The 24,057-nt window shown below is 61.8% G+C and carries 20 protein-coding genes; 8 read left to right on the top strand and 12 right to left on the bottom strand.

Annotated features, from left to right (window positions below):
• Positions 1 to 555: 555 nt before the first annotated feature.
• A complete protein-coding gene (locus tag ACT3HL_RS11840) occupies positions 556 to 2,034 on the bottom strand; it encodes an AMP phosphorylase (RefSeq protein ID WP_445087039.1) in 1,479 nt (492 codons plus the stop codon).
• Between the two features lie 266 nt (positions 2,035 to 2,300).
• Between ACT3HL_RS11840 and ACT3HL_RS11835 the strand changes: the two genes are divergently transcribed.
• Together ACT3HL_RS11835 and ACT3HL_RS11830 are read left to right on the top strand one after the other, a co-directional pair.
• A complete protein-coding gene (locus tag ACT3HL_RS11835) occupies positions 2,301 to 3,812 on the top strand; it encodes a phosphoenolpyruvate carboxykinase (RefSeq protein WP_445087038.1) in 1,512 nt (503 codons plus the stop codon).
• A gap of 363 nt (positions 3,813 to 4,175) precedes the next feature.
• A complete protein-coding gene (locus tag ACT3HL_RS11830) occupies positions 4,176 to 4,817 on the top strand; it encodes an MBL fold metallo-hydrolase (RefSeq protein ID WP_445087037.1) in 642 nt (213 codons plus the stop codon).
• A gap of 28 nt (positions 4,818 to 4,845) precedes the next feature.
• On the opposite strand, the gene ACT3HL_RS11825 is transcribed toward ACT3HL_RS11830, so the two are convergent.
• From ACT3HL_RS11825 to ribB, 8 genes are all read right to left on the bottom strand, one after another.
• On the bottom strand, positions 4,846 to 5,847 hold the full coding sequence (locus ACT3HL_RS11825) for an ABC transporter permease subunit (protein ID WP_445087036.1): 1,002 nt from the start codon (positions 5,845 to 5,847) through the stop codon (positions 4,846 to 4,848).
• Positions 5,844 to 6,782: an ABC transporter permease subunit gene (locus ACT3HL_RS11820; RefSeq protein ID WP_445087035.1), complete on the bottom strand. Its 939-nt coding sequence runs from the start codon at positions 6,780 to 6,782 to the stop codon at positions 5,844 to 5,846. The genes ACT3HL_RS11825 and ACT3HL_RS11820 overlap by 4 nt, the downstream gene beginning before the upstream one ends.
• 79 nt (positions 6,783 to 6,861) lie before the next feature.
• Entirely contained in the window at positions 6,862 to 7,602 is a 741-nt protein-coding gene (locus ACT3HL_RS11815; RefSeq protein WP_445087034.1) for an ATP-binding cassette domain-containing protein, read from the bottom strand.
• A gap of 16 nt (positions 7,603 to 7,618) precedes the next feature.
• Positions 7,619 to 8,329, bottom strand: a complete 711-nt coding sequence (locus ACT3HL_RS11810) for an ATP-binding cassette domain-containing protein (RefSeq protein ID WP_445087033.1) — start codon at positions 8,327 to 8,329, stop codon at positions 7,619 to 7,621.
• Positions 8,330 to 8,350: 21 nt separating this feature from the next.
• Complete coding sequence (locus ACT3HL_RS11805; RefSeq protein ID WP_445087032.1) at positions 8,351 to 9,535, bottom strand: ABC transporter substrate-binding protein; 1,185 nt, start codon at positions 9,533 to 9,535, stop codon at positions 8,351 to 8,353.
• 349 nt (positions 9,536 to 9,884) lie between these two features.
• Positions 9,885 to 11,285 carry an SLC13 family permease gene (locus ACT3HL_RS11800; RefSeq protein WP_445087031.1) on the bottom strand — a complete coding sequence of 467 codons (1,401 nt, stop codon included), beginning with the start codon at positions 11,283 to 11,285 and terminating at the stop codon, positions 9,885 to 9,887.
• 313 nt (positions 11,286 to 11,598) lie between these two features.
• Entirely contained in the window at positions 11,599 to 12,738 is a 1,140-nt protein-coding gene (locus tag ACT3HL_RS11795) for an LLM class flavin-dependent oxidoreductase (protein WP_445087030.1), read from the bottom strand.
• A gap of 151 nt (positions 12,739 to 12,889) precedes the next feature.
• The gene (gene ribB / locus ACT3HL_RS11790; protein ID WP_445087029.1) at positions 12,890 to 13,594 is read right to left on the bottom strand and encodes a 3,4-dihydroxy-2-butanone-4-phosphate synthase; all 705 of its coding nucleotides are present in this window, start codon (positions 13,592 to 13,594) and stop codon (positions 12,890 to 12,892) included.
• Positions 13,595 to 13,953: 359 nt separating this feature from the next.
• On the opposite strand from ribB, the gene ACT3HL_RS11785 reads away from it, so the two are divergent.
• Positions 13,954 to 14,352, top strand: coding sequence for a VOC family protein (locus ACT3HL_RS11785; protein ID WP_445087028.1), 399 nt, complete (start codon positions 13,954 to 13,956; stop codon positions 14,350 to 14,352).
• Positions 14,353 to 14,456: 104 nt separating this feature from the next.
• Here the strand turns inward: ACT3HL_RS11785 and ACT3HL_RS11780 are convergent, their stop codons facing one another.
• On the bottom strand, positions 14,457 to 15,284 hold the full coding sequence (locus ACT3HL_RS11780) for an alpha/beta fold hydrolase (RefSeq protein WP_445087027.1): 828 nt from the start codon (positions 15,282 to 15,284) through the stop codon (positions 14,457 to 14,459).
• An 89-nt stretch (positions 15,285 to 15,373) separates the two neighbouring features.
• On the opposite strand from ACT3HL_RS11780, the gene ACT3HL_RS11775 reads away from it, so the two are divergent.
• The gene (locus ACT3HL_RS11775) at positions 15,374 to 16,009 is read left to right on the top strand and encodes an FAD-binding oxidoreductase (protein ID WP_445087026.1); all 636 of its coding nucleotides are present in this window, start codon (positions 15,374 to 15,376) and stop codon (positions 16,007 to 16,009) included.
• Positions 16,010 to 16,965: 956 nt separating this feature from the next.
• On the opposite strand, the gene ACT3HL_RS11770 is transcribed toward ACT3HL_RS11775, so the two are convergent.
• Both ACT3HL_RS11770 and ACT3HL_RS11765 read right to left on the bottom strand, forming a co-directional pair.
• A complete protein-coding gene (locus ACT3HL_RS11770; protein WP_445087025.1) occupies positions 16,966 to 17,790 on the bottom strand; it encodes an alpha/beta fold hydrolase in 825 nt (274 codons plus the stop codon).
• A gap of 492 nt (positions 17,791 to 18,282) precedes the next feature.
• Complete coding sequence (locus ACT3HL_RS11765; RefSeq protein WP_445087024.1) at positions 18,283 to 18,690, bottom strand: DUF120 domain-containing protein; 408 nt, start codon at positions 18,688 to 18,690, stop codon at positions 18,283 to 18,285.
• 714 nt (positions 18,691 to 19,404) lie between these two features.
• Here ACT3HL_RS11765 and ACT3HL_RS11760 point away from each other — a divergent pair.
• The 4 genes from ACT3HL_RS11760 (at position 19,405) to ACT3HL_RS11745 (ending at position 24,055) form a co-directional block, all read left to right on the top strand.
• On the top strand, positions 19,405 to 20,544 hold the full coding sequence (locus tag ACT3HL_RS11760; RefSeq protein ID WP_445087023.1) for an LLM class flavin-dependent oxidoreductase: 1,140 nt from the start codon (positions 19,405 to 19,407) through the stop codon (positions 20,542 to 20,544).
• Between the two features lie 207 nt (positions 20,545 to 20,751).
• Positions 20,752 to 21,660 carry an EamA family transporter gene (locus ACT3HL_RS11755; RefSeq protein ID WP_445087022.1) on the top strand — a complete coding sequence of 303 codons (909 nt, stop codon included), beginning with the start codon at positions 20,752 to 20,754 and terminating at the stop codon, positions 21,658 to 21,660.
• 427 nt (positions 21,661 to 22,087) lie between these two features.
• Positions 22,088 to 23,182 carry an ABC transporter substrate-binding protein gene (locus ACT3HL_RS11750; RefSeq protein ID WP_445087021.1) on the top strand — a complete coding sequence of 365 codons (1,095 nt, stop codon included), beginning with the start codon at positions 22,088 to 22,090 and terminating at the stop codon, positions 23,180 to 23,182.
• A 96-nt stretch (positions 23,183 to 23,278) separates the two neighbouring features.
• The gene (locus ACT3HL_RS11745) at positions 23,279 to 24,055 is read left to right on the top strand and encodes an ABC transporter permease subunit (RefSeq protein WP_445087020.1); all 777 of its coding nucleotides are present in this window, start codon (positions 23,279 to 23,281) and stop codon (positions 24,053 to 24,055) included.
• Positions 24,056 to 24,057: the final 2 nt, after the last annotated feature.

Here is a 24,057-nt window from a genome sequence, read left to right as displayed (position 1 = left end):
ACTACTACAATTTTCAACGACCGCACCAAGCGCTAGATGATCGAACGCCAGCGGAGGCTGTTAACTAGACAGTGCCTCTAAGTATATAATATATGTTCTCTTTAATATTAAGGTATTTGTCTATTTTGAGATCAGTCTTTTTTTTCATAACTAGTTTATGGTTAGATATCAACTTGACAATGGTAACGCTCGACCACGTGGTTCGACTCAATAAAAACCAGTACCGGCTGTATTCCGCAGTCGCTCTGGAACCAAGGGGATAGCCCTTTGCCGTTCTTTCCGGCGAATACTATCCAATCGTACGAGAATTTTTTCACCGAACTGACCAAGATACACGAGGGTAAACACGCCGTGTTTTCGTTGATATTGATGATCTCGTAGCTGTCTGTGAGAGAAAGATCTTTTCTTTTCCATTTAATATCTGTATTCGATATATTTTATTATAAAAGTAATTTTATTTATGTTTTTAAGCACGCGAAGAACGTGGTCCAAAAGGACCCTTCGCTCGCACGGCGGTGATGCTCCGCTGCGTGCTCGGAGGCTACTACAACGATCTCACCACTGCTCGATGAGCGCCTCGTGGGGATCGTGGATCCGCATCGGCGTGGTATCCGCACAGAACGACCGGGCCCGTTCCAGTTTCTCTCGTTTTTCCGCGTACAGCGTGACGATTGGGTCGCCGTCGGTGACCTCGTCTCCGGTACGGCAGTGGAGATACGCGCCCGCACGATGATCCTTCGGCGCACCGGCCCGCCTCGCGAGTTCGTTGACGAGTTTGTTGTCGACGTGCGTGACGACCCCCGAGCGCTCCGCGTGGATGACCGTTTCGTGCGGGCCGGGTTCGAGATCCGTCGGCGACACCCGCGGATCGCCGTTCTGCGCGCCGATGATCTCGCGGAACTTCGACTCCGCGGCGCCGCTGTCGAGGAGCTGCGACGCCGTTTCGTCCGCTCCGGCGGCATCGAGCAGTACCTGTGCGAGGCGGACGCCCTTCGCTCTGAGCTCCGCCGGGCCGTCGCCCCCGAGCACGGCGAGGACGTCGCGGGCTTCCAGTACGGGTCCGATCCCGCGCCCGATCGGCTGTTCGCCCCGGGTGATCGTACAGTCGATCTCCATCCCTAGGTTGGCGCCGACGCGGCTGAAGTCCTCGGCCATCTCGCGGGCGTCGTGGAGGCTCTCGACTTTCGCTCCCTCCCCGTACGGGAGGTCGATGACGACGTGCGTCGCTCCGGCGCTTTTCTTCTTCGAGAGCACCGAGGCGATCACCTGACCGGGCGGGTCCAAAGACAGCGGCGTCTCCGCTCTGATGATCTTGTCGTCGACCGGCGAGATGTTCATCGCGCCGCCCCAGACCATACACCCGTTCGTCTCCGAGACGATCTCTCGAATCTCCGCGATGGAGAAGGACACGTCGCAGAACACCTCCATCGTGTCGGCCGTCCCGGCCGCGGAGGTCACCGCTCTGGAGGAGGTCTTCGGGATCGTGAGTCCCGCCGCCGCGACGATCGGAACCACGATCGGCGTGACGCGGTTGCCGGCGACGCCCCCGATCGAGTGCTTGTCGACGATCGGCGCCGTCCCCCACTCGACGACGTCGCCGACGGCCACCATACTGTCGGTGAGCGCCATCATCTCCTCCCGCGAGAGCCCGTTCGTGTACACGCCGGAGACGAACGCGCCGAGTTCGATGTCGCTCAGTAGATCGCGGTTGATGTCCCGGACGATGGTATCGATCTCGGTGGTTTCGAGTTCGACGTCGTCCAGTTTTCTGGTGATGTACGCGGCGGAGTCGGGTCTGGACGCGAGCGTGACGTCGACGTCGCCGGTGATGTGTTTGATCTGACGCGTTACGCCGAGCAGTCCCGGCCTGACCAGTTCGTCGGTGATCTCGACGATCCCCGTCGCGACGTCCGAACCGTGCTGGATACGGACTCGATCGAGCGGGTGGGCCCCGAGTTCGCTCGCGTCGGTCGAGTTGAGCAACACCGTCGGGGTCCGGGTCCCGATGTCGACCTCTTCGGCCGTGAGTTTCATCACGGCCTGCTTCGATCACGCGCCGTATAACGCTGTTCCAACGCCGCGTAGACCGGTCATACTGTCGGACGTAGGCCGGTGACGAATATTCGTCACTCCTAGGTGACGAATATTTTGGAACAGCCGTGTCCGACAGTATCAGAAGACCGAGACGGAACTGCCTCGACGGTCGCGGTCCCCGCCGCCGCGTAATCTTACATCATCTTCTTCGGGGGTTCGTCGCATTCAGCATATTTATGCAACCGAGTCGCCCACAGTCTCCTAAGATGGTAGATTCGACCCGCTGGCCGACGATCGACGACTTCCCCGATCCGGAGACAGCGGACCACGTCACGCACAACCCCTCGTTTTCGGACCTTCGGGACTACTCCTCCCACCTCGAGCGCACCACCGATTTCGGGGCTCCGTCGTACGTGAGCGAGTACCGGTCGCGGAGTGCGGACCGGACCGCGAACGCCGTCGACGACTCCTTCGAGGAGGCGGACCTCGCGGTGTTCGACCGCGGTCTCGAGTGGGTGAGCGACCCCGCGAACGACGTGCTCTGCGTCGACCGAGTGGTGGGGCACCACGAGGACGTCTCGGCCGTCTGCCGGCTGTTTCTGCCGAGGGAGTACGGTCGCATCGCGCTCGCGTGGGCGAAGCTTCTCGACCCGGCCGAGGGAGCCGACCCGGACTTCGTCACCGTACAGCTCCCGGACGCGACCGACGAGCCGCGAATCCGCATCCTCCCCGACGCGGGGGTCACGACCGTGCTCGGAAGCGACTACACCGGGGAAGCGAAGAAGTCGTTCCTCCGACTGTATATGTATCGCGCGAAGCAGGCGGGCGGCCTCGGACTCCACGCGGGGAGCAAACGCGTCACGCTGGAGGACAGTGAGGGCCGACAGGAAGTCGGACAGCTCTTCTTGGGGCTCTCGGGAACCGGGAAGTCGACGCTGACCAGCCACGGTCTCTGGCTCGACGATCCCGAGGGCGCGGAGATGCTGCAGGACGACGTGTGCGCGCTGTTGCCCTCGGGGACCGTCGCGGGGAGCGAGGGCGGCGGGCTCTACATCAAAACGCTCGGGCTGGACGCCGACGAGCAGCCCGAACTCCACCGCGCGGCCACCGACGAGGGGGCGGTCCTCGAGAACGTCGCCGTCGACGACGACGGGACCGTTCGCTTCGAGGAACCGCGGTACGGCCGGAACGCGCGCGCGGTGATCCGCCGGGATCACCTCGATAGCTCGGCCGACGAGATCGACCTGCAACGGGTCGACCAGGTGTTTTTCATCACCCGAAACCCGCTGATGCCGCCGATCGCGAAGCTTACCAAGACGCAGGCCGCGGCGGCGTTCATGCTCGGCGAGTCGGTCGAGACGAGCGCCGGCGACCCCTCCCGGATCGGCGAGTCGATCCGAGTGGTCGGCACCAACCCGTTCATCGTCGGGTCGAAGGGGGCGGAGGGGAACCGCTTCTACGACCTGATCGACGACCTCGACCTCGACTGCTTCGTGATCAACACCGGTGTCGTCGGTACCGACGATCCCGTGGATGTCGGCGTCGCGGAGACCATCGCCATCCTCGAGGGCGTCGCCCGTGGGAGTGTCGAGTGGACCACCGACCATACCGGCCTGACGGTACCGACGTCGGTCCCCGGGATGGATATCGGGCGGTACACGGTCGCCGATCACGTCAACGGTTTCGAGGGGGCCCACGCCGACCTCCGCTCGGAGCGCCGCTCGTACCTCGAACAGTTCGCTGACCTCGACGACGAGATCGTTGACGCCGCGTACTAACTGGCCGCCGCGGTCCGACTGTTCCAGTGTTTTCTCTCGGTACTCTCTGTCGGCCGACCGGATTCTAATCAATATCTAAATATCAATTTCCTGTATTACTGTGTGAGGTTTCATAAATATACCAAAACAGCTAAACACCTACTCTGATGGATTTAAGAGCCAGATGTCAATATCAATTCACAGTAAGTACCGTAGATATATTCAATTGCTTGAATATATGTGCCCGCCGGCCTCCACGGCCCCACACGGAACCGAAGCGCGACGAACCACACCGCTTCGTCACAAAAATACAAGGAGGAAGCCCATGACTTCAGTCGTGGGTAACTGACAACATACAAGTCCGAACGCGACGACGCACCACTGATGTCTCACGCAACGAACATTCGTCCCGACCTTTACGACCTCACGGCCGGACAACAAGCCGACGGGCGGCGGTACCGCGCGTATCTGGCCGACGGCCCCACGCCGACGCTGTTCGACACCGGGCCCGACGAGGACGCGGAAACGCTGCTGGAAGCGATCGACGCCGTCGGCGTCACGCCCGAGCGGGTCGTCATCACCCACGCAGACTACGACCACACGAACGGGCTCGAGGCGGTGATCGATGCCCACGGGCCGGACGTGTGGGCGTCCGAACAGTCCGACCTCGGTGACGTGGATCCGGACCGACGCTACGACGACGGCGATTCGATCGGCGCGTTCGAGGCGCTTCACCTCCCCGGGCACAAACCGGACAGTTACGCGTTCGTCGACGAGGACCGTGGTGTGGTCATCTCGGGCGACGTGGTGAACGGCTCCGACCAGCGAGGCCTCCCGGCGGGCTATCCGATCTTACCGCCGGCGGTGTACAGCACCGATCTGATCGCACTCGAGCGGAACCTCGAACGCCTCCTCGAGTACTCTTTCGACACCATCCTCGTGTATCACGGGTCGTCGATTCTCGACGACGCGGGGGCGCGGCTGGAGGCGTTCGTGAACTTCCCGGGGAAACCGACGGAGTCCTGAGGTCGCTCGGAGAACGTCTCCGCCGACGTCAGTCGTCCGCCTCTTCGGCCGACGCGGATGACTGACGCCGCTCCCGGACGAAATCCCGGACCGAGCCGCCGATCCCGTCGGGGAGGTAGATGAGAAAGAAGATGAGCAAGAGCCCGAAGAGCACGTTGTCGTAGGCCTGGATACCGCGGAGCAGTTCCGGGATGAAGATGACGAACACGCCGCCGATGAGGCTGCCGCTCAGAAGCGTCAGCCCGCCCACGATGGCGACGATGAAGATGTCGATCGTCGCGTGGAGGTTGAAAAGCGACGGGGAGATGTACCCGACGAAGGGCGCATAGAGCGCCCCGCCGAAGCCGACGACGGCGCCGTTCAACACGAACGCGAGAACGCGCATCTTCGCGTTGTTGATGCCGATCGACTGGCTCACGATCTGTTTCTCGTGCAGCGAGCGGAAGGCCCACCCGTACGGCGAGTCGAGGATCCGGCGAACCACGAGGAACACGCCGATGAACGCGAGCGCGGCGATCCAGTGGTGCTGGACGTACTCCGGGACCCCGACCGCCGCCAGACCGAGTGTCAGGTTCGGGCTGCTGATCCCCGCGTCGCCGCCGAAGAACCCCGGGAAGAGATTGAGCAGGATGACGAACAGTTCGTTGAACGCGAGCGTGATGATTCCCAGATAGATACCCGTCGCTCGTAGTGCCGTGGCGCCGAGCAGCCCCGCGATGAGCGTCGTCAACACCGTCGCGATGACGACGCCCCCCCACGACGGAAGGCCGGCCGCGGTCACCTTCACGAACGTGTAGGCGCCGATCCCGGCGAAGGCGGCCTGACTGATCACGAGCTGTCCGGAGTAGCCGATCGAGACGACGACGCCGATCCCGAGGATCGCGTACACGATCGCCAGCGTGACCAGCGACAGCATCGACTGGCTCAGGACGAACGGCAACACCGCGGTGACGGCCGCGAAGGCCACGCCGACTTTCACGATCGGGTCTGCGAGCAGCGCCGAGACGTCCGGGACGGATCGCGTGCTCATATCGAATCACCCTTGAGTCCCTCGGGATAGATAACTAACACGAGGAGTAGTATCAGGAAGATGACAAAAAACCGGTACTCGCTGCCGATGAACACCGCGGTGAAGTTGTCGACGATGCCGATGAGCAGGCTCGCGACGATCGTGCCGCCGAACGAACCGACGCCGCCGACGACCACGATGACGAACGCGAACGCGGTGAGGCTCACGCCGGTCGTCGGCGAGAGCGGGAACATTATGCCGTAGAGAATTCCGGTGACGCCGGTCAGGAGGGCGCCGATCCCGAACGTGATGGTGTTCACGCGGTCGATGTCGATCCCGGTCACCTGTGACCCGGCCCGGTCGTCCGCGACGGCCCGCATCGCCAGCCCGAGGTAGGTGTGCCGCGTGAACACGTACAGTCCCAAGAGGATGAGTATGGCGGCGACGGCGACGATCAACTGTATCCCCGTCACGGGCGTTCCGAACGCGTAGAACGTGCCGAGTTCGGGGGCCGAGATGCGGTAGAACCCGGATCCGAACTGGCGGATGAGGATCTGCTCGAACGCGATGACGACGCCGAAGGAGACGAAAAACGACTTCAGCAGGAACTCGTCGTCGCCGTATAGCGGCGCGATCACCGTCCGCTCCATCGCGACCCCGACGACGAACGTCAGCACGAGGGCGATGACGATCGTCGGGACGAGTCCGAGGCCGACGGTCGTACTGAGGAGGACCGTCAGATACCCCGCGAACATCGCGAACTCGCCCTGCGCGAAGTTCGGAACGTCGAGGATCCCGAAGATGAGCGTCAGCCCCAGCGCCGTCAACGCGAAGATGCCGCCGAAGATGAACCCGTTTATCAGCACCGAGAGTAGCTGTCGAACCGGCAGTGATTGCAGTACCACTGGGGTCTGTGCGACGCCGGAGACGGTGAAGGGGGCCACGTGCGCTAACATCGGTCACGCTCCGCGCCAATCGGGCTCCGCGTCCGGTTTCGATCTGTCGGGGATGGGTAGGTGCATATCATCGGTTGTGTCATTCGCCACCCAGATATCGGGTGATGATCTCGTCGTTCGCGAGGAGTTCGTCAGGCGTTCCATCCAGCGTGAGTCGGCCGTTTTCCAGCAGATACCCGTAGTCGGCGATTCTGAGCGAGTCCTCGACCCGCTGTTCGACTAAGACGACCGAGACCCCGTTCTCGTTGATCTGCTTGATCGCATCGAAGAGGTCGGGAATGAGTTTCGGCGCCAACCCGATCGTCGGCTCATCCAATAGCAGGATGTCCGGATCGGTCATGATGCTCCGGCTGACCGTGAGCATCTGTGCCTCCCCGCCGCTGAGCGTTCCCGCCTTCTGGTCGGTCCGCTCTTTAAGACGCGGAAAGATGTCGTAGACCTCCGCGAGCAGCGTTTCGCGGTCCGCGTCGCGGTTCTGATACGTCCCCAAGATGAGGTTCTCTCGGACGGTCATATTCCGAAAGAGGTTCCGGCGCTCCGGAACGAGAGAGAGTCCCACGCCGATTCGTTCGTCGGGCGAGAGGCCGCTGATCTCCGTTCCCTTACACACGATCGAGCCGCCTTGGGGCTCGAGTAAGCCGCCGAGCGTGTTCATCAGCGTCGTCTTCCCGGCGCCGTTCGGGCCGACAATCGAGATGATCTCGCCCTCCGTAATGCTGAACGTGATCCCGTCGATGATCGTGAGCTGACCGTACCCTGCTTTCAGGTCCGTGACTTCGAGCAGCGCGGTCTGCGCTGACTGCGACTCGTGCGCACTCATCGCTTTCCTCTTTCGCTCATGCGATGTACGCCTCCTGAACCGCCTCGTCTTTGATCACGTCTTCCGTCGGTCCCGAAGACAGCAGCCGACCCTCGTGAATCACGATCAGCTCGTCGGTGAGCTTGCGAATGAGATCCAGATCGTGCTCGATAATGAAGAAGTCGACGTCGTACTCGCGGTGGAGCTCGGTCACCAGATTGGCGAACTCGTTCTTCTCCGTCGGATTCAACCCGGCCAACATCTCATCGAGCATAATCACCGCCGGCTCCATCACCAGCACGCGGGCGAAGTCGAGGTACTTCTGTTCGATGAGCTGTAAGTTCTCGGGCGACTCATCGCGCTTTTCGTCCATCTCGAGCAGTTCGAGGACGGAATCGACGGTGAACGTACCGGAGCCGCGGTCCCCGTCGAACCCGAAGTGTCGGGCGGTTCGGACGTTCTCCTCGACGGTGAGCTCGAAGAACGGCTGCGGCGTCTGGAACGTCCGCGTCAGTCCGCGCCTGGCGATCTCGTGGGCGCTCTTGTTTGTGATGGTCTCGCCGTTGAAGACGACGTCGCCGGCGGTGGGGGCCAGTGTGCCGGTGATGATATTGAAGAGCGTGGTCTTCCCGGCGCCGTTCGGCCCGATGAGTCCCGTGATCACGCCGTCGTTGACTTCGATAGAGAGGTCGTCTAACGCTAGTAAGCCCCCGAAGCGTTTCTTGATATTCTCAGTATGGAGCGTCATAGTCAGATACGGGCGCCGCGGTTATCGGTAGCTGAGCGGTTCGGATTTGTACGCGACTTCCGCAGTCACCTCGCCGTCCTGCTCGATCCACCGGAGCGTCGGCGCCTCGAACGCGGCGTTGTATCCGCCGTCGCCGAGGTCGACGGTCGTGTTGTCCGTCACGGTCTGATAGTCGGTCGTGAGTAGCGCGTCGTACACCGCTTGCGGCGTGAGCTCTTCGGCCTGATGAATCGCCTCCGCGAGGAACCGGATGGAGTCGTACCCCTGGTAGTGGTAGATGTCCGGTCTCGCGTCGAGTTCCTCTCGGACGCGGCTCTCGAAGTTCTGTGCCGGCTCCGTCGACCGGTCGGCCGCGGCGAAGCTCACGTGCCGTTTGGTGTCTCCGGTCGCGTCGGCGTAGGAGGGCGTCGCGAACGTGTTGCCGCCGTAGGACGTCTCGATGGAGTCGTAGACGTTGTTCTGTTCTAACTGCTCTGTGAGCACGGTCGCGTTGGCGCCGGGGTAGATGTGGAACAGGGCGTCGGCCGTCTCGAGGTCGATGTTCGAGATCGCCGGGTTGAAGTTGTCCGTCCCGAGCGGAACGAACTGCTCTTCGATGATCTCGACGCCGTACTCGCCGCCGTACTCCTTGACGGAGTCGAGGAACGTTCGGGGGTACGTGAAGTCGGCACCGAGGAACGAGACGTTCGACAGTCCGAGTTCCTGCATGTACTCACACGCGCCGATGGCGAGCTGCGTGACGTCGCCGTAGGTCCGGGCGACGTACTCGGTCCCGGCCTGCGTGATGTCGCTGTTCACCGCGACGCTCGGCACGAACGGGACCTCGTTCTCCATCGCGTATTCCCGCATCGAGATGCCGACGTCGCTCGAGACGGTCCCGCTGATCCCCACTGCGCCGTCGTCGAGCGCCTGTCCGACGAGGTTTCGGGTTGTCTGGACGTTCGATTCGGAGTCCTCGACCGTGACCTCGACGGGGTCGTTGTCGCTGAACTTCTCGTTCGCGTCGGCGACCGCCATCTCGGCGATCTCCCCCACCTTCGTTCCGCCGATTGCCAGCGGTCCGGTGAGCGCCGTCACCGCGGCGATCCGTGGCTCGTACTCGCTGCCGCCACCGCCGAACGACGTGCACCCGGCCAGCGAGGCGCCCGCGATGCTCGCACCTGTCGCTTTGATGAATCGACGTCGAGAACTATCTTGGAATATCACTCTTAATCCTCGGTCCTATCCACATATTAGTTGATAATAAATGTTGTCCTTGTGGTTGCCACACAGCGGTCTCGCCGTCTCGCCCGTTTCGGTCTACCGATCCGGCAGTAACGAGATGCTGGTTCCCTACACACACCAGTATTAACGACTGTATCCACATTTTTCGGACGATGTCTTCGGTCGATCTGCGTTCGGCCCTCGCGAAAGCACGGGCAATTCGGGCGGCTTCCACCAGCGCGCCTCCGTCTCGTAACGCGATCGTCGCCGATCGCCCGCGACTCTTCGTAGACGAGAAAGACGGCCACTTCACTGATTTCAATACTACTCACGAATCCGTGAGGTCCGCCGCTCAAAACACGAGAAACAGGAGTCCGAGCTGGAGCGGGAACACCACGAGGATCGTGCTAATCGAGATCACTGAAGACGCGACCACGAGCTCTCGCAGATCCACGACGCCCATCGAGAGGATCGCGATCAGCACCGTCGACTGATACGGGAAGAAGTACACGCTGAGGGCCATCGCTTCGACCAGCATCACGGGAGTGATCGGGATTCCGAGCGACTGCGCGAACGAGACGAACACCGGCGTCAGTACGCTCGCCGACGTGAGCCCGGACATCAGCAGGGTCAGCGGGATCGTGATCCCGAGTACGACGAGAAACGCGCCGAGCATCGTCGTGTCCGCGGGGATCCACGCGAGGATGAACGAGGTCACGTGGGACCCGAACTCCGCGTGGATGAGGCCCTCCGCGATGGCCAGTATCGCGCCGAGGAAGAACACGATCGAGAAATTCACCGCGGAAACCCGCTCGAACGACACCACGCCGATTTTCGGCGTGAACGAAAGGACCACGACGGATAACGCGCCGAATAGCGGGTGGAGCCCGTGAATGCCGTCCGTCACCCAGACGGCGACGCCGACGGCGAGATACAACAGCATCCGCCGAGACCCGTCAGTCGTCGGCGCGACAGTATCGCGTGTGAGGTCGACCTGTTCGTCCGGTGCGGGACGGTACAACAGGGACGTGACCACGACGATGAGAGCGACCCGCGCGACGCTCATTACGGGGAACATTAACGTCCCCCACTGCGTCCACGTGATCGGCTCGCCGACCTGGGCGTCCACGACTCCAGTTATCAGTATGTTCACGAGCGATCCCGTGAGGATCCCTGTTCCGGCGAAGTACGTGGCGAACAGCGGACCGAGAAACAGCCCGACCTTCGCGTTGCGCGAGGAGAACGAGTCGCCGACCAGTTGTACGATCGGGCCCAACATCAGCACGCGAACCAGCGCGGACGGGATCACGACGGCGAACGCGGCGCCGAGCGCGCAGAGTCCGATCAAGAGAACTCGATACGCCGCGGCGGGACGCTCGAGCACGCGCTCCGGCAGGCGGCGCAGCAGTCCGACTTCTGCGCGGGCCGCCAGCCCGCTCTCCGTGATCGCCTCGCCCATCAGCAGCCCGAGCACGACGAGCCACACGGCAGGCGATTGGAACCCTCGGAGCGCGAGGTCGAGCGACAACGCCATCCCGATGAGCGCGATCCCGACGAGCGACGTGTACCACGTCGGCACCGGGGCGGCGATCCAGAGACAGATGCAGAACGCGGTGATCGCGAACATCGCCGTCAGTTCCCACCCGTAGGGGGAATACTGGAGGATGCCGGCGGCGATGGCGATACCGACGGGAACGGCGAACCACTCTCGCTCCGGTAGGGCGTGTCCAGCCAGGATCGAACGGTCGATCATCGCTCTACGCGTCGCCCGCGAGGGTGGCTACGCCCGATCGCCGCGCAGCGAACACCGTCGCGGGCAGTCGCGTGACGACTCGTGGTCCGACCGCGTTCGATACGGCGGCTCTCGATCCCTCGGTCACGTCTGGGATCCGTCGTCTCGCTCGGTCCCGACCGTTCCGCGCGGGAAATACCTGTTCCGAGCTGTCGGGTCGCCGCGCGCGTACCCCCTCTGAACGGATCCCGTGGGGTGCCTCCGTGTGGGATCCGCAGGGTGCCTCCGTGTGGAATCGAGCGGGTACATCGCGCTGTGTGGCCTCGATCGGTGGTTAGTTCGTCAGCTTCTTGATCTCGGGCATGACCTCGTCGGCGAACAGTTCCATATTCCTCCGGACGAGGTGGTCGGGGAGCGAGCCGAACTGGAACAGCCCGATGAACTTCCCGAAGCCGCCGATGGCCTCGTACTGGTGTTCGATCTCCGCCGTCACGGTTTCCGGCGAGCCGACGATGATCTCGCCGCTCTCGACGAGCGCCTCGAAATCGGCCTCCATCGCTTTCTGTCCCTTCTCGGGTGCGTGGTCCGCATAGGAGAACGAGTCGTCCTCGCGGTAGGCCGACTCGCCGACCTGCTGGACCGCGCCGGCGCGATAGAGCCCGCCGAGGAGGTTGTTGTAGAAGAACTCGATGTGCTCTTTGGCCTCCTCGCGCGCTTTCTCGTCCGTCTCGGCGACGTACGTCTTCCGTGCCGGCCAGATGTACTCCTCCGTGGGCTCCCAGCCGTGCTGCTCACGGGCGACTTTGCGGTAGTACTTCGCGGAGTCGACGAGGTTCTGCGTTCCGACGAACACCTGTCCGATCGGGACCTTCTGCTCGGCGGCCCACTCGAGGGACTGTTGGCTTTCGGCGGGCATCCACAGGGGCGGGTGGGGGTCCTGTTTGGGCCGGGGCCAGATGTAGACGTCGTCGTACTGCCAGTACTCGCCGTCCCAGTCGAACGGATCTTCGGCTGTCCACGCCTTCGTGATCAGCTTCCACGCCTCCTCGAACCGGCCGCGGGACTCGTTGGGATCGATGTTGTACGCGGCGTACTCCGTCGGGATGCCGCGGACGAACCCGCTTGTCATCCGCCCGTCGCTGATGTTGTCCAGCATCGCCATCTCCTCGGCGAGGCGGACCGGGTTCCCCCGGATCGGGAGGACGTTACCGAGCACGGCGAGGCCGATATCGTCTGTCCGCGCGGCCATGTGTGAAGCCACCAAGTTCGGTCCCGGCATCAGTCCGTAGGCTGTGTAGTGGTGTTCGTTGAATCCGATGATATCGAAACCGAGTTCCTCGGAGTATTCGAGCTGTGAGAAGTAGGTCTGATAGAGGTCCGACCCGATGTCTGGATCGAATTTGTCCTCAGAGTATGGCCATGCCATATCACTGGCGTCCTGCCACGGCATTAAGTGGAAGTTAATGACTTCCATACCTTCTGTAACCCTCGACTGTTATAAAAACATTGTGCCCACTCTGCGTCTCCGGCCGGCAAGCGCCGCGGATCACCGCCTCTGACGCCACTACACGCTGGCTGCTGTCCCGTGGTCGCCTGTATGATCCGGCCCGCTCCCGACAGTCTCGTCAGCGCTCGTCCGCTCGCGTCACTCCGGATCGGATCCGGTTGGTGATCGTCGACCCGTCGATGAAGACGAGGCCCTCCTCGCGGGCGTAGGCCACGGCCTTCTGCCGCGACAGCGCCTCGCCGGTCCTGTCGTCGAGCATTTCACAGACCACCGCCGCCTGCGGCACACCCGCTCGCTCCGCGAGCGCGACGCCGAATTCGGTGTGTCCCTGTCTCTCCTCGAGCAGCCCCGGGGCGGCCTTGAGAAGGTGCACGTGCCCGGGCGCGTTGAACTCCGTCGCGAAGTCGGTCGCGGCGGGGTCCCGCGCGGCCGCCGCCAGCATCGTGATCGTCAGTGCGCGGTCGTTGTCAGTGATTCCCGTGTACGTCTCGCTGTGGTTCACCGGCAGCGAGAACGACGAGCGGTCGTCGTAGGCGAGGTCGTTCGCCTCGCCGACGGGATGATCGAGACTGTCGGCGAGAAACGGGAGGTCGAACTCCCGTGCGACCGCGTCCGAGAGGGCGACGCAGATCAGTCCGCCGGCGTCGTTCCGCATCCGCGATACGGCTGTAGGGGTGACCGCGGAGGCTGGATAGACGATGTCGATCTCGTTTTCTCGCTCCGTCGCATCGTGGATGAGCACCGGCTCGCCCGCCTCGAACGCGGCTACGGCGTCGTCGAGGTCCCCGACCGGATCCTTGAGCCCGGTGAATCCGCCCGACATTGAGCTAGTGGTCCACATCGGTCACCACCCGAGCACGTGGTGCACTCGCTTCTGGCTGAGACGTCATCGATGCTAACGTAGTCCGTAGCAGAATATAAACGTTGCCGTCAGTCCGGTGTCGATTTCGTTTGCGCTCCCCACGGGGGTGCCGACGGCCCGGTCGAACTGGGCACAGTTGCCGGCACAGCAGCGTGGGCACGGCAGTAGCGTTTGCACCTGCTTACGCATCCGTTCGCCCGACACCGGGCGGTCGAGTGCGCGAAGACGGGCAAACGCGCGATAACCGGACGAGCGCTGACACTAGCCGAACCGAAGCAAAAAGGTTAGTTCGTCGGTGGGCGAACGCGATATCGGACACTATGAGCGGAGATTCACTCACAGAGTGCTTCCTGTTGGTACCGGAGTTGACTGCGGCTAGAGCGTTTTACGAATCGGTGCTCGGCCTCTCGGTGGCAGACGCGGACGATCAGAGCGCGACGTACGACGTCGGCGCCGTCACGTTCAAACTACAGGCGGACTACCCCCCGGAGGTGTTCCAAGCGTTCAACCTCGAGGCGCCCGCCGAGACGGGGCGGGGCGAGGGCGCGTTCTTCGCGGTGGGGTTGGACGACGACCTCGACGCCGTCTACCGGCGGGTCGCCGACTCCGACGGAACGGCACTCACCGAGCCCCAGTCGGTCGACTGGCTCGACAGTCGAATGTGCCTCGTCCGGGACCCGTACGGCTACACGCTCGAACTCCGCGAACAGATACCGTAGCGGCGAAAAGCCTTTCGTAGCAGCCGAAGGCTGTTCGCAGCGGCCGAAGGCCGGCGAATCCGAGCGGACCGTGTCCCCGTCCAGCGTGCCGGCGACCGCAGTACTCAGTCGTCGGCGAAGAACTCGAACGCGAGTTCGTTGAACGTCTCGGGGCGTTCCATATGGGCGCAGTGTGCACAGTCGTCGAGCAGTTCGACGCGCGCGCCCGGAATTTGTTCGCCGAGCTTTCGGATTTCCGACGGCGGCTTGAGTTCGTCCTCCTCGCCGCCGACGAGGAGCGTCGGCACGTCGATGCTCTCGTAGTCGTGCCGCCGTCGGAACTCGCGCTCCTGCTCGAAGGGGGGCTCGAACCGAATGGCGCTCAGCGACTGCCAGTGTCCGGGGATCCGACTCTCCTCGGTCTTTCGCGTCAGGAAGTCGTCGCCGAGTTTCTCCGGCTCATAGAAGAGCACGTCGAGGATTTTCGCCATCTGCTCTTCGGTCCCGTCGAACTCCCGGATGATCTCGCCGAACCCGTCGGGGACGCCGCCGCCCCCGCTGATGACGATCATTTTGCGTATCGGGAGCGAAAGCGGCGGTTCCTCGCACGCGACACTCGCGAGGTACCCCCCTCCCATGGAGTTCCCGATGAAGTCGGCCTCCGTGACGTTCATCGTCTCGAGGAACGCCGACAGGTGCTCGATCCGGCGGTCGAAGGCGTCGCCGAAGTCGAAGAGTTTGTCGGTCTTCCCGAATCCGATCATATCCGGCGCGATGACGTGGTACGTCTCGGCGAACGCGTCGATGGTCTCCTGCCAACTGAGTTCAGCCGACGCGCCGTACTCGCCCGGATGGAGGAGGACGAGCGTCTCGTCGTTCCCGGCACCGGCCTCGAGGAAGTGCGTTTTGATACCCTGCACTGTCACGAACCGACTCACATACTCGCTTCCCATAGTCAGTCCGCCAGTTATCCGGCTCCTATTATAAACATTGGCCCCCGTCATCGGAAACGATTAGAGGTGGGGGCTCTCATTCACCTCTGATGGCAGAACACTCCGCACGCGTCACAGCGGTCACCGACGTCGGTGAGGACACAGTCGCGCTCGAACTCGAAGTCGACGAACCGCTCGAGGCACTCCCCGGACAGTTCGTGCTGTTGCGCGCCGATGTCGACGGCGACGAAGAGGCGGGATACTACACGATCTCCTCGCCGTCGGTGGACACCGGGTTCGAGGTCACGGTCGGCGTCGATCCGGAGGGCGGGCTCTCGAAGTGGCTCGCCTCCCGAGAGCCGGGCGATACGATCCAGATCGAGGGGCCGTACGGCGAGATCGCGTACGACGATGAGGGCGATGTCGTCACGATCGCCGGTGGGCCCGGGATCGGTCCGGCGGTCGCCATCGCCGAGCGCGCGTCCGCGCACGGCCACCGAGCGGCGGTCATCTACCAGGACGACGCGCCAGCGCACAAGACGCGCCTCGACGCGCTCTCCGAAGACGGACAGACGATCCGTGTGTTCGGCTCCGACGAGGGCGCACTCGAATCGGCAGTCGCCGAGAACGCCTCGAACGGAACCGTCTACGTGTTCGGGTTCGCGGACTTCTGCACCGAGGCGAAGCAGATCCTCGAATCCAACGGAGTCGCTCCCGAGGACGCGTACGTCGAGAGCTTCGGCTGAGCGCGCCTGACGACCGATTCGGCGCGCGAATTATAATAACATTGATTTAAATTCGGGTATTCCGAACACAACCTCGTTCGGTTTCTCCGATGGGATTTCCCATCTATTACAGTACTATGTTTGTAATTCGGGCCGTCCGATTGAGGCCCTGCATCGGGACAGACCGTCCAAAAGTCGCCGAGAAGGGGTGGCGTGTGGGGGATATTCGTGCCGACTGCTCGCTTTCTCCGGTTGTGAATTTCACACGTGGGAAATATCAACAATGTCTGGATATCCCGAACAAGTGGAATCCACCGATCGCTCATAATTTAGTGATTAATCGGGATTAATTCCCGGACGCGCTGAATCTCCGCGAACTGTGTGAGCTGATACCGCAGTGTCAAGACTGGCGGTGTTTGGATATACCGTACAATGACTCGCATCTTTTATCGCGGCGGTTGTGCGTCTTCGCGCACTCGATCGCCCGACAGCGAGCGATCGGGTCACAAACCGGTGCAAACGCTACTACTGCGGTGTCCGCTTTGCCGCTGTGGCCGCATACGTGAGTTTCTACCCTCCTTCCGGTGGTTCGAGCCGTCTGGGAAATCCTAGTCGTTCACCGCTCAGGGCGGGGTCACGCGCGCTAACGGTCTTCGGCACTCGTGTCCTTCATCGGTCGTGGACGTACAGACAGAGCACGTCGCCGTCGACGGGGATATCCCACGGTTAGCTGCCCCTCGCGTTTCTGGAGGACTGATCTCGAATCGGTGAACATCCCCGCTTTGTGTCGGAATCGGCGTTTGCTATAGTAGCGTCCAAGAGCTGTCCGACGTCAATCGACACTTGCAGTCGCTAGAGTGCTCGCGCCGGTCGTGGGCCCCTTTCGCTGCAGACGTGCTATCGTAATTTGAGAGGGTCCGGGAGGCGAGACGGATTCGGTGCGGGTGGATCTACCGAAATCAACTCAGCCGCGTACGTTACTCCTCGAAGAAGTCGAACGCGAGCTGATTAAATTGTTCGGGGTGCTCGATGTGCGCACAGTGAGCGCAGTTCTCGAGAAGCTCTAGCTCCGAACCGGGGACTTGGTCGGCGAACTCTCGCATTTCTTCAGCGGGCTTCAGTTCGTCGTCCTCCCCACCGACGACAAGCGTCGGCACGTCAATGCTCTCGTAGTCGTGGCGGCGCCTGAATTCGCGGTCCTGTTCGAACGGGGCGTCGAACCGAATGACACTCAGGGCCTGCCAGTGACCGGGGATTCTACTCTCGGCCGTCTTCGCCTCGAGGAACTCCTCGCCGAGTTTTTCTGGCTCGTAGAAGAGCACGTCGAGGATTTTCGCCATCTCCTCTCGCGATCCGTCGAAGTCCTTGATGATGTCACCGAATCCTTGCGGCGTCCCACCACCGCCGCTGATGAGGATCATCTTCTGGATTGGCAACTCGAGCGGTTGGTCCTCGCAGGCGAGACTGGCCAGATAGCCCGCACCCATCGAGTTACCGATGAAGTGTGCCTCGTCTACGTCGAGGGTTTCTAAGAAGGCGGCGAGATGTCGGATCCGACGATCGAACGTGTCCTCGAAGTCGAACAACTTGTCCGTATGACCGAAGCCGAGGAGGTCGGGCGCGATCACGTGGTACTTCTCGGCGAGCGAGCCGATGTTGAATTTCCACGTCATCCTCGCGGAGGCACCGAACTCGCCAGAGTGAACAAGAACGAGAGTCTGGTCGTTGTCGCTGCCGGCCTCGAGGTAATGGGTCCGGATGCCGTCTACGTTCACAAAATGGCTATTATACTCATCTACCATAATTTAACGAACGTTTCATAGGTACCTGTATAAATATTCTGCTCGAGAGCCCGAACAGTCCAGATGTAAGTTCTAAAACAGTATCGACGATCCTATCGGCCGCTGCCGTGCGCGTGGACGTGCCACGGAGCCTACCTTGGCTGTCTGCAACAGACGGGATGTTGTGAGAGTACGGAGGCCTCCGGTGTCGATAGGGACGAAGCTGTCGGAACAGTCCCCGCCGTCGGAGCCGAGGTCGGTCGAGTGGTCGCCGGTAACGATCGTCGCAGGAAATCCGATAATGATTACGCTCACGTTTCACCGCGAGCGCCGTCGGCGGGGGTGGCGCTCGGCGGGAGAGACGAGAGTACTCATTATGAATGGATACACACTCGAAATCCGATAGCTGCACAGTGGTATTCAGTCCAGGCGCTCGCCCAAGAGAACGACTTGCGCCGGATCAGGTCCGCCAAGCGCATCGAGAGCACGTTCCAGTCTGCGCACCCGCGTCGCCTACCGGGACTCGACCCGTACCGAGACGGTCGAACCGTCGGAGAGGTCGAGCGCTTCCCGGAGTTTCACCGGCGCGATGATCTCCAACGTCGACGGGTCGTGCTCGGTCCGTTTTGGGACGAGAACATGAAGCGGGAATTCCTGATCGCCGTCGTTCGGGTCGACAGTCGCGGGGTAGCAGTTGACCGCCCCGAACGACCGGTCCCCGTCGCACCAGCCATCTATCCGGATTGGATCCAGTTTGTCGAACTCCCTATCGAGATTCTCCGCTACTTCCACGTTGAGAGTCCCCGGGAACGGTTTGTAGCCGAGTTGCGTCTGAAACTGGTCGACGTACCCATCGAGGGTGACGAACTCCTGTCCCTTGCCGAGGCCACTGGTCACCTCACCTCTGGTTGTGAATGTCATATCGGTACCCTGTCGCGCCGCAGGAGCGGCATCTCAGTACCAGCACGCTCGTTGTTAGACGAGGATCGGCGGTAAATATAATTTCGTATAGCAGTATCATTTGGGACAAACCGCGCGCAGGCAGGGAACGCTCTCTTTCAAAGAAGACGATGCCTTTCGTCCGTGATGAGGGTGAATCCGACCACAGAGTGTCGTTTTCTCCTTCAAAAGAGACAACCCGTCAGCTACGTCGATAAAGACGCCCGAACCGTCGTGACTTCTCGCCCACCGCTGACGCCGTCAACGAGAACGGTGATGTCGACCGTAGGAGTTCTGTACGAATCGTTCGCTTACGCCATCGAAGCCTGCGATCCCAGCGCCCCGCTCGTTATCCGTGTGAAGTTCTGGAGTACCGTATCCGAGCGTCGACGAACGGGGCGAAGCACGTTCGGGCCCTCGCGGACCACCGACTGTCGTGTGTCTATCGTGGCTGGCGTGTTTGCACCCGATCCGGCGACGCAGTGGGCCTCCATCGAGTCGCCGAGTCGGCCGGTGCTATGGGAAAGTGGCCTTGCCGGCGATTCGATCGACGAGGCGAAGGGAATCACGACGGTTGCTTCGACCGGTCACATAACATTCCACAGATGGTATGCGTCTCACTACTGTGGTGCTTTCTCCTTTGGTGCTTGCTATCGACCAGAAGTGTTATTTAAAGTTGGCTCTGTGGGAGTGCATATGGAGGTCACTCACTTCCACCTGATGCCCTACCAGGAAAGCGGCGCAATGGCCTGGCCCTACTCGGAAGACTCGTGGGATCCCGAAAAGGGTCCGCAGCTCTACAAGGACTACCTTGGACAGCTGGAGTACTCCGAGGAACTCGGTTTCGACACGATCGGGTTCAACGAACACCACTACACAACCTACGGCATTATGCCGGGCCCGAACTTGGTGGCTTCACATATGGCCGCGCGGACCGACGACATCAATCTCGCCGTTATGGGGAACATTCTCCCGATCCGGGGGAACCCGGTCCGCCTCGCCGAGGAGATGGCGATGCTGGACAACATCAGCGACGGGCGGATCAGGAGCGGGTTCGTCCGGGGCATCCCGACGGAGTACGCCGCGTACAACATCGATCCCAACGAGTCCCGCGGCCGGTTCGAGGAGGCGTGGGAGCTGATCGTCAAGGCGTGGACCGCAGACGAACCCTTCGACTGGGACGGGGAGTTCTGGCAGTACGACGACGTCTACATCTGGCCCCGACCCAAACAGGATCCGCATCCACCCCTGTGGATGCCCGCAGAGAGTCAGGCCTCCCTCGAGTGGGCCGCCAAGAAGCAGATTCCATTCGGGCAGGTCTACGTCGGAACGCAGAGCCTCGTCGACTCCGCGAAGTACTACCGCAAAGTCGCCCGTGAGCAGCACGGCTGGGAACCCACCGAGGAGTACTTCGGTCCGGCACGGATGACGTACGTCGCCGAGACGGACGAGAAAGCGCGCGAAGAGGCCGAAGAACACATGGAGTTCTTCTACGACAAACTCTACGCCGGCCTCTATCGCGCCGGCGCGGTCGACCAAGTCGGCGAGTCCGCCTACCGCGAGGACGACTCGTTCTCCTACGCGGATCACGCGCCGGACAAGGCTCAGAAGGCGCTGGACTTCGACTTCGACGCGCTCATCGAGACCGGAGAGATCATCGTCGGCTCGCCGGAGACGGTGACGGCGGAGATCGAACACCAGTACGAGGCCATCGGCGGCTTCGGAGAGTTCATCGGGCTGTTCCAGTTCGGCTCGCTCCCCGACCACCTCGTCCGGAAGAACCTCGAACTGTTCGCCGACGAGGTCATGCCCGAGATCAAGAAGCTGACGAACTGATCTCGCGGAATCTGAGCTCTCGGTCGGCGCTTCGACGACACCGTTTTTCGAGAGGCGGAAACGAACCTCGGAGAGCATCGCACCGTCGCTCTCGACAGACGAGAACGAGTCGGTGAGGAGCGATCGAACCGCGATGGGACCGTAATATATAGATGAGTGAGCGACAACCGTGACTCACTTCGTGCTAGATAAGAGTATGCACCACGTATGATAGCTGTCTCACACCTCGGTGCGATTGTCATCGCCGTCGCCGCGGCGATGTCGAACGCCGCCAGCCAGCTCTGGATCCGGCTCGGAACCTCCGAGGGCGAAGCCTTCGACGGCGTGCTCGTCGTCATGATCACGAATCTCGTCGTCCTGATTCCCGTGGTGGGCGTGCTGTACTTCCCGAACTACGGACTGACCCGCGACTCCCTGGTGATGTTCGTCGCGGCGGGGCTCGTCGGGACGATGTTGGGGCGGGTGTTTATGTACACGAGCATTGATCGAATCGGTGCGAGCCGCACCTCTCCGATTGTCGCGACGCAGGCCATCGTCGCGTCCGGCCTCGGAATCCTCATCTTGGGAGAGAACGTGACCGTTCCTCATGGTGTCGGGGTGGCCTTTATCGTACTCGGCGTCGCAGCCCTCTCTTGGGAGACGACTCAGGAGAACCCCGACGATCTGTCCCGTCGAGAGCTGCTGATCGGGCTCCTGCTCCCGTTCGGTGCGGCGTTCGCGTACGGCTTCGAACCGATTTTCGCGACGTCGGGTCTTCGAGAAGGAACACCCGCCCCGGTCGGACTCGCACTCAAGACGTTCGCCGCGACGGTGGGATTTCTCACCTATCTCCGCTGGAAGTCGGCCTTGCCGTCGTTCGGCACGATCTGGTCAATCAACACGCGCTGGTTCGTCTTCGCGGGCGTCGGTAACAGCCTGTTCCTGCTCGGGTACTACCTCGCCCTCGAACTAGCGCCCGTCAGCGTCGTCGTCCCGATTGTTATGACCTACACCCTCTTCGTCGTCGTCTTCTCGGCGGTGTTTATGCCTCGGCGCCTCGAGCGCATCACGTGGCGTCTCGCCGGGGCGACTGTCGTCATCGTCGCCGGAGCGCTCGTCGTCACGATGTTCGGGTGAGTGTTATGATATTCTCTGACACGGTGTCTGTTTCTGATATGATGTGGCTGGAGGCGTCTCACCAAGCGGATCCGCCCTTTTTTTGCGCCGTCCCGATGGCTGTCCCCCGACGGGGTGAACCGAGGAAATGCCCCGGCCGTAGCTGACGGGGGCGTCCGGTTCGAAGATAGCTGATGGGTGTCAGGATTCGTCACTATGACGGGTATGTGATATATGTTGGTTCCGCGCAGGCCGTCGCCCGAACTGTCGACGAGAGAACGGCCCGATCAAGCCCATCGCGCGGGAAAGATCGCCCTGACTGCCACGGACTGAATCTGGAGACCCGAGACAAACGTAACATATGTCTGCCATATCTCGCTCCTCACCGATCGACGATGCCAAAGAGAAGTCAAAAGGTATTAATACACCCTGAAGAACTATGATGAATATGGATCGTCGATCCTTTATCAAGATCACGGGCGGTGTCGGCGTCAGCGCCACAACAGGTATGGCCGGCTGTCTCGGCGGGGGAAGCGGCAACGAGACGGATTCGGAGCCACAGACTCAAAGCGGCGGTGGAGGCGACGAAACGGAAACGCCATCCCAGACCGAGAGCGGCGAATCGGAGCTTATGAGCTCTCAGATCGCGCTCGCGCACTACCCAGCGATCACGAACTTCACTCCGATGGTCGCCGCCCGGAACAACGGGTTCTGGGAGGATCACGGGATGGAGGTCTCGGAGTTCGTCTCGTTCTCCGGCGGCGGCGACACTGTTCGCGGGCTGACTACGGGCGGAATCGGCATCGGTGGCGCGGCGCTCTCGGCACTCGTGAACGCGCACTTGGCCGGCGCCTCACTCAAGATCATCGGCATCTACCTCTCGTCTACTGACATCGAGTTCCACACCCGACCCGACGCCCCCTTCGAGAGCATCCAAGACCTGAAAGGCGAGAAGATCGGGGCCTCGAGTCCGGGCTCGTCCGGCGAGGCCGTCCTCATCAGGTCGCTGCAAGAGGCAGACGGCATCAGTCTCGATGACGTCGAGATCGCCTACACCGGCGGACTCGGCGAGACGGCCACGCAACTGCAGGAAGGCGCCGTCGCCGCCGGGTGGACGCTGCAACCGATCTCAACGAGGTCGCTCGATGAGGGGACGACCAAGCTGGTGTTCCGCGGCCGAGACCACGTCGACCACTACACCCAGTTCACGCTCGCGGCGAGCGATCAGATACTGAACGAGAACCGCGAACTCGCAGAAGCGTACGTCCGCGGCGTCATCGACGGAAACGACTTCACCAAGGAGAACCCAGAGGAGGCCGCGGCGATGTGGGCCGAAGTCGCCGATGTCCCCGAGCAGCTCGCGATCGACTCGCTGGAAGCCGTCAATCCTGACCAGATGTTCAACACCCCGCCGACGAAGGAGATCCTCACCTCGACTGCCGAGGCGATGATCGAGCAGGGGACGATCGACGAACAGCCCAACTGGAGCGAAATCGTCGACCAGAGCGTCCTGCCGGAATCGAAGCAGGTCGACGGCTTCTAGTTCGAGGCCGGCGTCCGGTCTCATATCGCGCTCGCCATTCGATACCGTGTACCAAAGCGATAAATATGATTGAAAATAACACGCACTACAGTATATATGGTCACACCACTCGCCCGTAGGCAGAAAATCCGAATAACACAGGTCGCCATCTTCCTCGGCTGCGTCGGCTTTCTGGAGTGGTTCGGACGGAGCGGGAGAGTTCAGTATATAACGTTCACCCCGCCCTCGGATATGGTCGGCACGTTGGCGTCACTCGTTGGATCGGGATCGATTTTCAACGACCTGTTTATGACGGCCGGGACGGTGTTCGCCTCCTTCTTTGCGGCCGTGCTGGTCGGCATACCGGCGGGAGCGCTTCTCTGGCGGCAGGAGCTCCTGCACAGGGTTCTCGACCCGTACCTCATCGCCTACTACGCGATGCCGATCTTCGCGTTCTACCCGGTGTTTATCGCCATCTTCGGGCTGAACCGTATCCCGATCATGGTGATCGGGTTCTTCACGTCGGTCGTCGCGATCGTCGTCAACACGGCTAACGGCTTCGAGAACGTCAAGGACGTCTTCGTCGATGTCGGACGGTCGCTCAATCTCTCGACCAAACAGATGTTCACTCAGATCTACATTCCCGCGGCGGTTCCATACATTTTCACGGGACTCAAACTCGGGTTCATCTACGCGATGCTCGCGGTGCTCGCGAGCGAGTTCATCCTCGCGACTAACGGCATTGGCTACCTGATCGCTTACAACTACCAGAACTTCGCCACCGGCGAGATGTACGCGGGCATCCTGCTGATCGTCATCATCGCCGTCGCGGTGAACCTCGGTCTGGTTCGGATCGAAAACTACCTCTACCGGCGATCGGGGGTCGGTGAGTGACG

The sequence above is a fragment of the Halobellus sp. GM3 genome (assembly GCF_052545375.1).
This window is presented reverse-complemented; position numbering and strand designations above follow the sequence as displayed.